We start from the raw sequence: 15,386 nt of genomic DNA on the forward strand, positions 1-15,386 counted from the left end.
ATCACCAAGTTGAATAACCACTTCTAATTACTCAAATTCTTTAAAAAAAATCTACCCTACACGGTCTGATTTTTCACTTCAACAGGTATGTATAAAAGCGCAACAGTATGAGTTGCGCTTTGTATACTTTTTAAAATAATATGTAATTAAAAACACCAAGTCAATGAAAGCAGCAAAACCTGTAGAAAAAGACAATAAAGCCAACCAAAACCAAAGCAAAAAGCAAAAGCAAAAAGAGCCTATGGTTGTTCATCAATCTGAGGCAGAGGTGGCCGCTACACAAATACAAAAGACTGGCAGTCAGACTGTTGTGACCGGATCAGGAAATCCTAATAATAATTTGGTCGGTCGAAATGGTAGTAATCCAATGACTCAAACCATTTATGATCAAGGTTCAGAGATAATGTATGGAAGATTTCAGGAAAGCCTTAAACAAACCGGTGATGTCAACCATCCCGACACCAAAAAGGCTGAAAAAGATTATATGTCAACCAAAAATGTAAGTCAGGGACAAGATTATAATGACCATAAATCGGGAACTTCTCTGCCAAAGACTTCACAGGATGAGTCAACTAAAAGCAAAGCTGAAAGTCAAGAGGTCTTGTCTGAATTGATACCCGAATCAGGGGGACATGATAAAAAGAAGAAAAATGAAGGCAAAAACCAAAAGAGCAGCAATGAGAAAATAGAATCCCATTTGATTAAGATAGAACCCAATCAGCATTATGAAAATCAGTTGATATCCACGGACGAACAACTCGACCGATTTGCGGAGAACCAGATGAAACTTACTCGAAAGCTTAATTGGGGAAAATTAGGGGATGATTTTGTACAGAAACTTGTAAAAACAGGAGGTACTATCAATTATCAAATTTTGCTCAATAATGATATTGTAGCGAAAGAAATCGCCGATTTACCTGAAGAAAAGAAAAAGTTTTTACAAAATTCTGATACCAAATTACAAAGTCTTGTTTTGCTGGATTTACTTAAAGAACTCAGCCCTGCAGAAATGGCAGATTTTAAAAGCAAAACCACTGCCGAGAGTAGTAGTTCAAAAGATATTGAAAACTCTTTACGAAAGTATATACAAGATAGAAATCTACGGAAAAAAGAAAATGATCAAAGAGAATCTATCACAAGATCATTTACGGGTAGTAGTATGATAGAGGTATATCACAAGTATAAAACGTGTCAAAAATCACAGGGTGTAGTAGATGATTATCCCAAAAACAACAAGCATGAAGGAGCTGTACCTGATATTGTGTTAAAAGAAGCCCATAACGATTTTTATATTTTTGAGCAAGCAGCCAAAGCAATGGGATATACCACTAATGAGTTTATAAGTCTCATACACCAATATGAGGTTGCTTTCCGAAAAGAGACCATCCATATAGCTGAAGATGTGTTGCAAAAGTATCATCATACACTTTTTGAACAAAAAAAGAAATTACTTGAAGATGCTTTCTTAACCAATTTATTGGGAAAAATAAAAGCTTCTAAGGCTAAGGAAAGTTATAGAACAGCAAATGGTGCTAGTGCAGGAGCATCAGGTATGGCGTTTGCTGAAAAACCAACTGATAAAGAGCGTAGTTTTGGCCAAGAAATGAAAGCTCTTGCAATTTCGAAAGAAACAGAAGGAAACAATGCCATCGGTTCGCTTTCATCTACCACGCCGTTGGTACAAGACAATGGTTTCAATAAGGAAGGTTTTGCGAACGTAGAAACAAAACAAGAACTTCGCAATTTCTTGGCAAACTATATCAGCGATCAGGAAGCAAACATAGCAAGAATTATTAAAAACTTAAATGCCGACCAAGGTCTTTCGATCTATGGTTATGCAAGTTTACTTGAAAAATCAAAAGAACAACAAGGAATAGCTAAAGACAGTATTTTTGATTTAATAATAACTGATAAAGAAAGTGAAGAAAGTACTAAACATATTATAGAAGGATTATTAATAGGAGTTTTGGCAGTTGCATTAGGATTGCTTTCTTTTGGTACAGGAACAGTAGCATTATTATTAGCTGCAGGTAATTTTGCTTTAAGTGCTTATTTAACGTATGAAGAAATAGATAAATACCGTACACAGCTTGCTGCCTATAAAGTTGATATTTCACAAGATGAGCCAAGTGCTGTTTGGATAATTATTTCTGTTGTAGGTTCTGCCTTAGATGCTGCAGCTGTAGCAAAAATATCAAGTAAATTAGTAAAAGCAGGTAGAGTATTTGAAAAATCAAAGAATATAACCCAAACTAGAAAATTACTTACTGACGCGAACTTGGATCCTGCAACTCAGGAAAAAGTGATAAAGGCATTAAATGATGATTTGGCCAGAGCTAAGGCACTTGAGACTAAAATTCAGCAAAATACTGTAAAACAAGCAGAGCTAAAAGTTGACATAAAACAATCACTAAATAAAGCTCAAAAAAGTGCTTTTACAGTAAATACATTTGTAAATCCTGAGTTTGCCATCAAGCTACTACCGATAGCTGTTAAGTATGTAAAAAGTGGTGTGCTAAGCTTTGAAAAATTTTTATTTGAATTACAAGCTGCAAAAATAATTAAAGAAATAGAAAAATTATCGTCTGAAGAATTATCTTTGCTTAGAAAAACTTTTGAAGATGCAAAATCTTTAGCTAAAGAAAATGAGGAACTTGCTGATTTTGATATATCCACAATGCGGGAAATTGCCAAAAATGCAGGAGATATACATGCACAAAATATTATTAAAGGGCTTAAAGGAAAAAAAATACCACAAGATGAAATAGACCAGATAATTATACGCTGTAAATATATAGATGTCAAATTAGGGAATACACAAATGTCCGAAATAGTAGATAAATTAGCAAATAGTCATGGATTTAAAAATCCTGAAGATTTATTAGATATTTTACGTGTAGCCTTTGAAAAGCCTAATCTAAAAGGAAAAAAAATCTATGAATCTGCTGAAGTAATTAGTAAATCTACCAAAGATCTATTAAATGAATTGGAAACAGGATTGAAAGAACTAGATAAAGGACATGAGGTAATAATATCAAGAAAGATTAGGCCGGATGGTACTAGATCTGGATATGACAAATTAGAAAAAGGAGGTAATGAAATAGATGTATTAAATATTACTGAAAGAAGAATAATTGAAAGTAAACGTGTTATAGGTAGTGACGAACAAGTTAAAGTAAATATTAAAAGTATAATGGGAAAGTTCAATACGGAAACGCGACTAAGTACTGCAAATAAAGATTTATATCCAAATCATTTTGGTCAGATAAAAATTGATAATCCTAATAATTCATATTTTAATCTAAATAAGCAACAGTTTATTGATAAAATTAGACAAGACTTATTTCCTTACACATCTGTTCAAGGCGGGATTGAAAAAATAGAATTACAGAAGGCAATACAAGAATTAGAAGTTACAAATGGAAAAGGAACATTTAAAATTAATAAAGATGAATGGTAATAAAATAAATAATGTAAGTGAATATTGGAAATACATGGATTATGATGTTTCCTCATTCAAAATTAGCTGGAATACAAAAGAATCGCAAATGTTTTTGGAAGATAAGACCTCAGATTTTATTTGTTCATATATTCTTTTAACTTATAAGTATGGGATACTATTACCTCATAATATTACTGAATTAACTAACCTAAAACAGGTTGTTAATGAAATAAATGTTAAAAGTGATTCTATAGATTCTTCCATTTGGAAAAAGTTTAATTACTTATATGATTATAACAATAATTTGCTATATCACTCATTATTATTTGTTCAAAAGGAAAAAAATGAAAAAATTTTTGCAGAAAAAATTGTAAATGCAGATTTATTACTCACCTATGAGGATATTCTAAATATGAATGATAATTTTTACGCAGAGCCAACTACAATATTATTTTTTAAAAATTACTTTTTTCTTACATTTAATGCTGATACTTTTTTTGATGAACTTTCTAATGATAATTCCGATGTAATAATCGATAATTCAGAAACAGCTTATTTGAATACACCAAGATTTAATAGTTTTTTAAGAGATTTTATTATACTGTGTTTTGAATATGGAGCAACAGATTTCGAGTTTGATGATTTGGAATATGAAAATATTTCCGAACAAGGAATATTATTTGACAATGGAATAGTTTACTACGAAGATATCTACGATTCATTACCGGAAGAACATAAGTATAGACCTTTTAAGGAAATACAGGTAGAATTAGATGCCACTAATTATAAGAGATATATGGAAAACAAACATGAAATAAAATAAAATACTCTGCTTCTGAAGTTGCAAAATTCGGAAAACAGTAATATATAAGAGAGTCTACCCAAGTTTTTAAATAAACTCTTTTAATATACTTATTGCCGCATGATTTATCATGCGGTTTTTATTTTAATCACTTCTCAAACATAATTATCTTATAAAACACTATTTTAGAAAAATATAGGATGGTAAATTAAATAAAGAACTGGAGTTGCTAACTTTGTTAGGACACAATTCTTATACTCTTTAACTTTAAGAGTATGAAAAAGATCAGAAAAAATTACAGTTTAGAGTTTAAGATCCAAGCAGTATCTTTAAGCGAACAGCGAGGCAATGTATCCTTAGTAGCTCAAGAATTAGGGATTTGCAAAGAAAGTCTAGTCAATTGGAGAAAGCTTCACAAAGAAGGTAAGCTTACGAAGGAAAAACAAATTCCCTCCGATCCCATAAGAGAAGAGCTTTTGAGACTTCGCAAGGAACTTGAAGAAACAAGGCTAGAACGTGACATCTTAAAAAAGGCGGTAGGCATCTTCTCCAAGAGAGACGGGTAAGATATAAATTTATCAAAGAACACGCTAATGTGTTTCCTGTCGGGAAGATGTGTGAGGTATTAAAGGTAAGCAGGAGCAGCTTCTATCATTGGAAGAAAGGAAAATCTACTAAACTATCAGAAAGAAGAACTATTTTATCTTCAGAGATCTTCAGTATTTATCATTGGAGTCGTGGCAGATATGGAAGTCCGCGAATAACCAGAGAACTGGAAGCAAAGGGAATGAGAGCCTCACGTCCTTTTGTTGCCAAACTGATGAGAGAACGTGACCTGAGAAGTATCGTGAAGAAAAAATTTAAGAAAACCACCAATTCTTCCCACCGATACCCTGTTGTAGAGAATTATCTGAATCAAAATTTTCAGGTTAAAAACAGCAAAGAGGTCTGGGTCTCTGATATTACCTATATCCGTACAGGTCAAGGTTGGCTGTATCTCACTACGGTCATTGATCTGTTTGACAGAAAAGTTATAGGCTGGTAATTGAGTGAGACGATGAAGGCTCAGGATACTAGTATTGCCGCCTTGAAAATGGCACGACTTCACCGTCCTTTACAGGATCATGATAGCTTAATTTTCCATTCGGACAGAGGGATACAGTATGCGTGCACAGAATTTACTTCAATGGTAGGAAAAAATATTACCCGAAGTATGAGTGGAAAAGGAAATTGCTATGACAATGCTGTAGCGGAGAGTTTTTTTAAAACTCTGAAAACTGAACTTATCTATCAAAATAAATATGAAACTAGAGATCATGCCAAAAACTCTGTGTTTGAATATATAGAAACATTTTACAACACTCAGAGAAGGCATTCTGCCTTAGGAAATTTAACCATAAGAGAGTATCAAAATTTAATGTCTAATCAATCTAAAAATGTAGCATAAAGAGTATATAAATTTTGTCTCAAAAATAGTTGCAAGTTCAAAAAAATGTTACGATCAAATTTGACGCTGATCATTTTGTACCTAGATCATTATATATGCCGAAGGATTTTTTTCAATAATAGAATAAGAGCCTTGTTTTTACAAGGCTTTTTATATTTCATGAAAACTTGGTATATTGGGCAACAATATAAAAGGTGGATTATAAATAGTCCTAATCAATAAACCAAAAACAATAACCAATTTAAACTTTAAACCATGAAAAAAACACTATTTATTTGTTTCCTTCTGTTCAATCTTTCCGTTTTAAGTGCACAAACCATTGAATCTGGTAGTCATAGTACTGCAGGTTACATCAAAAGTGATGGCACAATCGAAAATAAAAGTCATTCAACGGTAGGTTACATCAAAAGCGATGGCACTATTGAAAATAAAAGTCACAGCACTATTGGCCGAATCAAAAGTGATGGAACAATAGAAAACAAAAGTGGTTCTACTGTGGGATATGTAAAAAAAGACGGAACGGTAGAAAGCAGCAGCCATTCAACGATTGGTTATATTAAAGACAATGGAACGGTAGAAAGCGGTAGTCATAGCACTATTGGTTATGCGAGTGGAATTAAAAAAGAATGGGCAGCAGTGGCTTTTTTCTTCTTTAAAATGGATTAATAATCAGCTCTGCGAAAAGAACTATTTCGCAAAATATAGTTAAAAAATTAAGGCTTGGATTTTATAATCCGAGCCTTTTTATTTGTTTAATACTATCTAAAATTTCTTTCTTCCTTAATGATTCAATTTTACGACTAAATGAATATTTAAACTAAAGAAATACAATTGTTAGCAATATTTTAAAGAAATACTCCAAGTTACTGTAACTACAGAATAGGTAGGTCAAAAAACTTTAATAAGAGTGAAAAAATAATGAATTTTGGACTTTAAAATATAAATAGGATTCAAAATCAATTAAGCTAAAAACATAAGCAGTTACGAATATTAAAGTATTATGGAAAAAAATGAAATAACCACAAAAGAGGAACTAAAAACCTATTTTGGAACAGGTAAATATCCTACACAAAGTCAATTTTCAGATTTTATAGATTCCTATTGGCATAAAGAAGAAAACATAGAGTCCCAAGAAACATTAGCAACTGTTGTTAATAGAAATAATAAGATTCCTGAGCAAGGGATTAAATTTTTACAAAATGGAACAACGCCTTCTACTAGAGTTGAATTAAGGGTCAACCCAAAAACGTGGTCTCAATGGTTTGGAAATATGAATCCGGATCATACAGGAATTTATAATCAGTCATTTGGTTACGGAGCTTTGCAGGAAATTACTACCGGAAGTGAAAATGTAGCCCTAGGAAATCATGCATTATGGAAACTTACGACCGGTATAAGAAATACCGTAGTAGGATCTGCTTCAATGAATGCTTTGAAAGAAGGGAATTGGAATGTTGTAGTAGGGCAGGCCACTTTGTATTATTTTGCTTCAGGTACAAATAATACTGCTGTTGGCCGGGTTGCGATGAGTAACTTTATAGGTGGGTACGGTAACACGGCGTTAGGTAGCCATTCAGGATTTGTGGATGGTGGAACGCTGCATACTCAAGAGTACAACTATAATACTTTTTTAGGATTCAGATCAGGCTATACAACAGATTTACCGAATAATTTAAAAGGTCATAATAATGTTACCATTGGGGCAAATGCTCCAATAGGCGGTAATACTAATAATAAATTGGTGATACATTCATCAGAAGCAGTACTAGACCATAACATCACACTTCCTCTTATAGGTGGTGATTTTGTAGAAAGAACTTTAGCTTTTGATTCTTCATTAAAAGTTCATCGGCTTCAACAGGCAGATTCTGCTTTTACCAAAAACATCGTTGCTAAACCTGATGGAACATTCGGATGGGAAGAAAAAACAGATGTGCAGACTTCAGGTGAAAATATTGCCACGGCAGATTTAACGAATACTCAGGAAAGAGTTTTTACTCAAAATGCAAATTTTACCTGGGATACTCTGGGGAAACCTTATTATTTAAAAGGATTAGCTGACCAAACAGGAAATTTAACACAGTATAATAAAGTGTTAAGAATAGACCCTGTAACTAAACAAGTTGCAATGGGAGATTCTTTCGAAGTAGCTGTAACGATACCAGATAATTTAACGATTAATGCACCAGCAATGAATGTTAATTACACAGTTAATCATGTTTATCCGGATCCTGTCCCATCTTTACCCCAAAACTTAATAGATTTAAAGAATTTTATGGCAACAATAGCAACAAATCAATATACACAAATACAAGATTCACAAGTTGTTTTTCAAAAAATAGATACAGCCGATAGAGGTTATTTTTCTAATGGAGTAGCATATATACGAAGTGGTGTTGAAAATAATGGAAATGACTATATAGCAAAATGTAGTTTTAATTTAGATGTTTTAATGCCACATGATAAAAATTGGGTATTATGTTTATCAGGAAGTAAAAGTCCACATTATGACTATGCTAGAGGTTTACAAATAGGATTTTCAAGAACTTCTTCATCTTTAGGTGTACAACAACCTGAAATAGGTACACTAAAACCTCATATATCAAATTATGGGTTAGTGGGTTATGGTATAAATGATGGAAAATATCTTGATGTGAAACCAACAGTAGTTTATACAAAAGTAGGTGAAGTTTTAAATATAACAGTTGCCTATAGTGATGGTACTACTTACTCTGTAAATACTGATGCACAAACATTTTTAGGAGATTATAGATTTGTAATAACTTCTGGAGATTATCGTGACATACAACAATATCCTTCTTTTTCAAATATAAGATATTATGTAGCGCCTTAAAAGTAAAAAAAATAGCAGAAAAATTATTAAAGGCAACAAATACAAAATTACTTCATTATATCAACTCAACAAAATTAGATCTTAACTTATCAAGAAGATACCAAAACCTCATTTTTAATACTTCACTTTTTGTTGCTTTATTTAAAATAACTGTTAAGTAAAAAATCATCCGATTCTGAAAAAATAAGTGTTGTTGCAACTACAGAATAGAGAGGCCAAAAAACTTTTATAAGAACAAAAAAAGTATGAATTTTGGACTTTGAAATTAACCAATGAATCATCCGATTCTGACAAAATAAAGATTGCTGAAGCTACAGAATAGACAGGTCAAAAAACTTTTACAGGAACAAAAAAAATAAATTTTGAACTTTAAAGTATAAATAATAATCGTAACCCAAAACATTCAAGAATATTAAAGTATTATGGAAGAAAATGAATTAACCACAAGAGAAAAGTTAAAAACCTATTTTGAAACAGGTAAATATCCTACACAAAGTCAATTTGCAGAATTTATAGACTCTTTAAAATTTAAAGAAGATGTATTGACCAATAAAGAAGTGGCAATCATTGCGAATAGTTTGGCAACAATTGATAACGGATATATTTCCTATTTCGTAAGTGGTATTGGAGATCAAAAATTCTCCGTAGTTGTAAACTCAAAGGATGAAGATGATCAAATAATCACCATGGGTAATACCAATTCCCAACAAAAACGATACTTCTTTGGTAATGCTCCTTACACTATTAAAGGAAAAGACTTCCCTACAGAAGGATTAGTGGGAACAGAATATTATTCATTAAGTTATCAAACAAATTATAGATATTCAATAAGTAGACTATTCGGGAACAATTTACCTACAATTCCTGATGGATTTGAATTCGGAATGCTGGAGGGTGATTGGCTTAACTTAAGTATTAGCAAGTTAAATTTTGAGCAACAATTAAACATTATAAACACCAAAATTAAGTTTGTAAATAAAACAGGAGTAACTATTAAATATAGAGTACAAAGTGCGTTATGGGGCGATATATCTAGAAGTGAAGATACTGTTACTAATCATTACGATATGTCGGATGATTTAAGCTTCTTTTTTAATTCAGATCTTAGAGGAGTCAATCAGTCCATAGAATGCAAGGTCTTTGATGAAGATAATGGCAGTCTTTTAATTACAGGTAATTTGAATGCCGGGGAAAACAATGAAAATGTTTGGGGCGGTCAAATAGTGGGAGTCAGAAATGTAAGAATCGAATGTAATTATTCTGAAAATGTAGACTAAAAAAACTGAAAATATTTGAACAAAACCAACATCTTAAAATGGTTTAATATATACACGGAAATTCTATACTTACAAAATCCATTTATGTGCCGTTTTCCACTTCCTTTCTCCTACATTTCCAAACTAAGCAACGGTTAAAGATTCATTCCTATATCAAACTACCATAAAAATATCTATTGTAAGGACTTTGGAACAAATACAACGCCAGATTTATAATAAGATTTCGAAAACTCCACAACTACAGGATTCACCAACACTTCACGGATGGCAATATAACGACAGTGAGAGAGCATCCTATCGTTTGTGATTTGGTTACACAAAGAAATTGCCGAAAAATAGCGACTAGGTTCTTCTATTTCAATTAGCCTAGTGTACAAGAAATTCAACTTTAACAATACCACAGTTCATTCTTTAAAACAATATGAAATTTTATAGATGATACTATTCTATAATTCTAACACAAAATAAAAATATATGTCAATACCATTAGATACAATATACAGCTACTTCAAAACCGGTAAATTTCCAACTCAGACACAGTTTCAGGATTCGTGGTCTTCATTCTGGCATAAGGGTGAAACTAATATCGCAACTGTGGATGATTATGATGAGCTAGGAAATATTTCTGAATTCGGAAATGTTTATAACAAAACTCAGAGTAATGATCAATTTATGTCATTAAGTGATTTTGTAAACAATGATCAAAAAATTCTGGCTGAAAAAATAGAAGCTTTAGGTTTAACGACTTTAATTGAAGCTGTTGAAACTACAATTTCGCAATTTGCAGACCATTCAGGTTCATATGAATTTGAGAATAATGATTTTATCGCAATTCCAGACAACAATGGCAATTTTTCATTGTACATGTTTAAAGGTGGAGCAAAAACGGATAAGACCAATTACCTTCCTACAGGAATTTCAAACGTAACAATCGGAATGGTGGAAGGATTGCAGGCCGCCCTAAATACTAAGATGAATAAACCTTCAGGAAATGGTAATTTCTTCATCAGAGGACTTGGTTCGGATCCCGTTTATGCGTCTATATCACCAGCTACTAACTATTTATTATCATGGAATGGAAGTGATTTTAAAGAATCGAACGTATATTACAATACGGGGAAACTTGGCGTAGGCACAACTTCACCCACAGAAATGCTTCATTTAAACAATGGAAGGGTTCGCTCTAAATCGGTTGTGTTGGATGAAAATAACGAAACACTGATCAATCAGATTACTAGTTTTAACCAAAAGCTTTTATTTACAGACAGTACGAGTACAAAAAAAACGGTTCTTACAGTTGAAGATTTGCCAACTGAGTTTATGACACTACCGAGTAAACTTACAGAAGCTCAAAAAACTACTTGGAAAACTGAGATGAATGGTGGTTTTAGCACTGCAAGTATGAGTGTTTTTGTAATTAATCCTGTAGTGATTAAAAAGCAAAATGGAGCTAATTATATTTCTTTACGTGGTGCTAATTTAAATTTTAATCCAGCTAATTTTCAAGTTGATATAGTTGATATGGGTGGGAATGTCGTTTTAAATGTGCCGAATTCACAGATTCAGTTGATAAGCACAGGTTTAGATCTAATTTTTTGGGTTAATTTATTTTCTTTGCCTTTTGGTAGTTACAAAGTGAAATTAAGAAACGGACTTGCTGAATATACCACAACTGTCAATTTTCAATTGGTAGACAATGTTAATAGTATTGATCCTTCGACTTTATTATGGAATACAAAAGTTTATCAAGATATTGAAACTACTAAAATGTATGCTTCTGGGAATACAGTACATTATGCTATTGATGGTAATGTTAAAGCATATGCGGATGAAGCTGTCTTTTTATTTAAAGCTAAAACACAACAGCCAATATTTTCTGCTGGAGAAGATTTTTATTTTGAGTTTGATGTTCCTGCTTTATGGGTAAATGGTAATACTTCAAGTAATTTTTTTGGTCTATCTGTTATTTCGGATTACAAAACTCTTAATAATGATATCATTGGAGGCGTTGCATTAGGAGTAAGGGGGGATTATTTGAATTGGGTAAATTTTACAAGCAATACTTCTTCATTAGAGTGGAATCAAATAGTAAATGTGATTTTGGTAAAACGTGGAAATACTTTAACTAGAATAATTACAGCAAAACGTGCTGGAGCTCTCAATCCTACAACTTTTATTGATAGTGCAACAATAGTAGATGGACAGGATTTATATATATCAGCGATATTTCAAAATAGTACTTACTACACTCAACAGAAGTTTATGGAAATGAATATTAAAGATATGTACACATTCTAATAAATCAAAAAAACAATCATGTCAATACTATTAAATATATAAATAGTGAAAATGTACAGTCTTGGAAAACAACGCTTGGAGTAGGAAATTTTCCATCCAATATAGCTACCGTAGATTATCACAATGAGTTGGGGAACATTGGTGAGTTGGGAAATGTTTTTACAAAGCTTCAGAGTAATGATATGTTCATTCCTTATGGAGATTAGATAAATAAAACTTAAAAAAATGATTGAATTATTCAAAGAACATATAGGGACTTTTCTCAGCTTAATAATTACTGGTTCGGCAGGATGGTTTTTCGGAAGACGAAAAATGGAAGCTGAAGTAGAGGGAATGGATGTGGATAACGAAGGTAAAAAGCTTGGGAATGACGAAAAACTCGTAAGTCTTTATAAACAAGCTTTGGATGATCTGGCTAATCGTTATGAAGCAAAATTTAAAGAGTTTTCAGAAATTTCCGAAAGAAAGACCAGACTTTTAGAAGAAGAAATAAATATTCAAAAGCGTATTAATGAACAATTAAAAGCAGAAAATACGATGTTAAAAGAAAAACTAAAAGAGAATTAAATATTCTTAAAATAGATAAAAAATGACGTTGGAAAAAACAATTTCAGCATTTGGATTTGCATAACGAATTATCTGATTGTTAAAAAAGTAAGAGTTACTGCAACTACAGAATGGGAGGGGTAAAAAGCTTTTATAAGAACAAAAAAAAGATGAATTTTGAACTTTAAATCAATAAATAATGATTGGATCCAGAAAGAAATTAAACTAATAACATAAGCAATAAAGAACACAAAAGTATTATGGATGAAAAAAATAAATTAACCACAAGAGAGGAGTTGAAAACCTATTTTGAAACAGGCAAATATCCTACCCAAAGTCAATTTGGACAATTCATAGATAATTATGTTCATTTAAATGAGTTTAATTTTGGACTGGATGTAAAGGCATCAGGATCTAAGAAGAAAAAATTCTATCATTTCTATCTCGCTGAAGACATCGAGAAATCAGGTAGAGGGCATCTAAATATAGAAGATAAAGAGGGAGATTTGCCAAAGCAGATGGATAAATATGTACATGTTTTAAGTAGAGATATAGCTTATAAATGTCTAAGCGTAAAATTATTAAACGAATTAGATATTGATAAATACCAGCCTAAGATCATCATAAAACGCTACAAGCAACAAAAAACACTTAAAAGTGGTTATGTTAAAAAAGCAGGTTTTTACCAAGAACTTCCATCAGATGCAGAATCTTGGGGTCGACAGTCCGAATATCCTGTAACGTCTCATGAAATGGTCATAGATATTAATCCCATTAACTATTTCAGACCTTCAGATGATTACAAGGAGTTTTTTCCATCGGGCACATTTAATAGACCGGGTTCATTTAAATATTCAAAACATCATAGAAAACCATTTTCTCTTATTCAAATGTTTTTAGAAATTGATGTTAATGGAACGAAATTCAAGTCGTCTCCCGTTAATATAAAAATTATTTTAGGATCGCGAGATGAGCGAGATTTAATCAATTACATTATTAATTAATATAACTTCAATCAAGCAAGATACTTTATAACGGGAAGCTTTTTGCCCTTGAAATATTGGAATTTTTTGATGTGCAAGCATTAGAATCTTATTAATTATTTCCAGATCAGTACAATAAGCTCTCAACCTATTTTCGCTGATCAATTCATACAACCAAACCTTCAATAACATGACAGATTTAGAAACAATATTAAGTTGGTTCCGAACCGGCGACATGCCAACACAGGAAGAATTTCAAGAAACATTTTCTTCTTTTAGGCACAATTATACAAAAATTCCGATCGCAGAAGTTGACGGACTGCAACCATCATTGGAAGAAATTCAAGATGACCTAGGTAAAAAAGTAGATACCCCTTTAGTAGATGGGAAATTTTATATTAAAAGAGAATCCGGAGTTACCAAAACGGAAGTATTAGCTGATGAGACTCTTGAATCGGTTATCAATCGGAGAAATTATTCTCCAAAAGAGATAACATTTACTGGTGATGCTGCAACAACGATAAGAGATGGTGCTTTAGGTATGAATACTACCACCTATTCAATGTATTTTGGAAATATAAATTCGGCTCATACAGGTATTTATAATGCTTCTTTTGGATATGGGGCACTACAAAATGTAACGACAGGGCAAGGTAATTCTATGTTTGGTCATTATTCTGGAGGTGCAATTATTACGGGACAGTATAATACATTTTTAGGATATTCTGCTGGATATGATTTTAATAATACTTCTAAACAAACAACAGGAAATGTAAATGTAGGGGTAGGAAATAGTGTAATGGCTGCTCTTACATCTGGTTATAAAAATATTGGAATAGGACAGTCGGCATTGGCTAGACTTACCACAGGAGCATATAATGTTGCATTAGGTCAGTCATCAATGCAATATCTTACTACACATAACAAAAGTATAGGTGTTGGGGCTCAAACAGGAGCATATGTTCAAGGTGAAAATAATGTTTTTATTGGAACAGGAGCAGGTAGAAGTAATACTGTATCTACGGTAGAGACTGTTAATAATAGATTAGTAATTCATAGTAATGTTAATCTTGCACCAAATACTACTATAGGAACAGAAAATTCAACAGATTATACAGCTTCTCATACTAATGGGCTTATTTTAGGAGATTTCTCTCAAAGATGGGTTAAATTTAATGGATACTTTGTAATAAATCCCGGAAATATGCCTAATGCTCAAGCTGATACAACTTACACAAAGAACATTGTAGCTAAAGCAGATGGTACTTTTGGATGGGAGGATAAAGTTATAGTTCCTACAGATAGAATTGTTCCAAGATTAAAGATATTAAACTTTACAACAGATGGAATTTTTTATAACTGTACAGGATTCATTGAAAACTGTAACCCTAGTGATTCTTTCAGTTCAAATCCTAATCCATTATGGGAAATAATAAGTTTAGGTTCCGGGGGATATCCATTACCAGCAGTAAACGTAGCGGGCAACATTTATGATTCCATGACTTCTAAATCAGGTATAGGTGCAAGATACTTTAATGTTTTCTTTAAAATAGAAGATCAAGGTGAAAATGCATCATTATGGAATGTAAACAAACCTATTCACTTAGTTTTTAATGGTTATAATAATTCTGATATAAATAATAACACAGTACAAACTGTAAAAAGAGTGGCAACTGGAACTTTTAAAAATTAAAATACAGCAATTCAAACAAACAAAGATGTGATTTTCAACTCTAC

Annotated in this window: 12 protein-coding genes; all 12 read left to right on the top strand. The window is 32.1% G+C overall.

The genetic code is table 11. The annotated features are described in order from the left end of the window. The first annotated feature begins 163 nt into the window (after window positions 1–163). The 12 genes from A0O34_RS16615 to A0O34_RS16670 all read left to right on the top strand — a co-directional run bounded on the left by A0O34_RS16615 (window position 164) and on the right by A0O34_RS16670 (window position 15,342). The gene (locus A0O34_RS16615; RefSeq protein ID WP_066757077.1) at window positions 164–3,460 is read left to right on the top strand and encodes a hypothetical protein; all 3,297 of its coding nucleotides are present in this window, start codon (window positions 164–166) and stop codon (window positions 3,458–3,460) included. Beyond that, window positions 3,420–4,265 carry a hypothetical protein gene (locus A0O34_RS16620; RefSeq protein WP_066757080.1) on the top strand — a complete coding sequence of 282 codons (846 nt, stop codon included), beginning with the start codon at window positions 3,420–3,422 and terminating at the stop codon, window positions 4,263–4,265. The genes A0O34_RS16615 and A0O34_RS16620 overlap by 41 nt, the downstream gene beginning before the upstream one ends. Before the next feature lie 254 nt (window positions 4,266–4,519). Further along, window positions 4,520–4,810, top strand: a complete 291-nt coding sequence (locus A0O34_RS22815; protein WP_066757083.1) for a transposase — start codon at window positions 4,520–4,522, stop codon at window positions 4,808–4,810. Between the two features lie 11 nt (window positions 4,811–4,821). Then, window positions 4,822–5,289 (top strand): IS3 family transposase, encoded by a 468-nt coding sequence (locus A0O34_RS22820; RefSeq protein WP_418219376.1) that lies wholly within the window; start codon window positions 4,822–4,824, stop codon window positions 5,287–5,289. A gap of 48 nt (window positions 5,290–5,337) precedes the next feature. Then, on the top strand, window positions 5,338–5,691 hold the full coding sequence (locus tag A0O34_RS22825) for an integrase core domain-containing protein (RefSeq protein WP_418219359.1): 354 nt from the start codon (window positions 5,338–5,340) through the stop codon (window positions 5,689–5,691). 255 nt (window positions 5,692–5,946) lie between these two features. Next, window positions 5,947–6,357, top strand: coding sequence for a 5-fold beta-flower protein (locus tag A0O34_RS16635; RefSeq protein ID WP_066757086.1), 411 nt, complete (start codon window positions 5,947–5,949; stop codon window positions 6,355–6,357). A gap of 334 nt (window positions 6,358–6,691) precedes the next feature. Next, entirely contained in the window at window positions 6,692–8,545 is a 1,854-nt protein-coding gene (locus A0O34_RS16640; protein ID WP_066757089.1) for a hypothetical protein, read from the top strand. A gap of 422 nt (window positions 8,546–8,967) precedes the next feature. Then, a complete protein-coding gene (locus A0O34_RS16645; RefSeq protein ID WP_066757093.1) occupies window positions 8,968–9,822 on the top strand; it encodes a hypothetical protein in 855 nt (284 codons plus the stop codon). 474 nt (window positions 9,823–10,296) lie between these two features. Next, entirely contained in the window at window positions 10,297–12,120 is a 1,824-nt protein-coding gene (locus A0O34_RS16650) for a hypothetical protein (protein WP_066757096.1), read from the top strand. Window positions 12,121–12,345: 225 nt separating this feature from the next. After that, window positions 12,346–12,687 (top strand): hypothetical protein, encoded by a 342-nt coding sequence (locus tag A0O34_RS16655; protein WP_066757099.1) that lies wholly within the window; start codon window positions 12,346–12,348, stop codon window positions 12,685–12,687. A 239-nt stretch (window positions 12,688–12,926) separates the two neighbouring features. Beyond that, window positions 12,927–13,670: a hypothetical protein gene (locus tag A0O34_RS16660; RefSeq protein WP_066757105.1), complete on the top strand. Its 744-nt coding sequence runs from the start codon at window positions 12,927–12,929 to the stop codon at window positions 13,668–13,670. Window positions 13,671–13,839: 169 nt separating this feature from the next. Further along, a complete protein-coding gene (locus A0O34_RS16670) occupies window positions 13,840–15,342 on the top strand; it encodes a hypothetical protein (RefSeq protein ID WP_066757108.1) in 1,503 nt (500 codons plus the stop codon). The last annotated feature ends 44 nt before the right edge of the window (window positions 15,343–15,386 follow it).

This window comes from Chryseobacterium glaciei, from assembly GCF_001648155.1.
Taxonomy (GTDB): Bacteria; Bacteroidota; Bacteroidia; order Flavobacteriales; family Weeksellaceae; genus Chryseobacterium; species Chryseobacterium glaciei.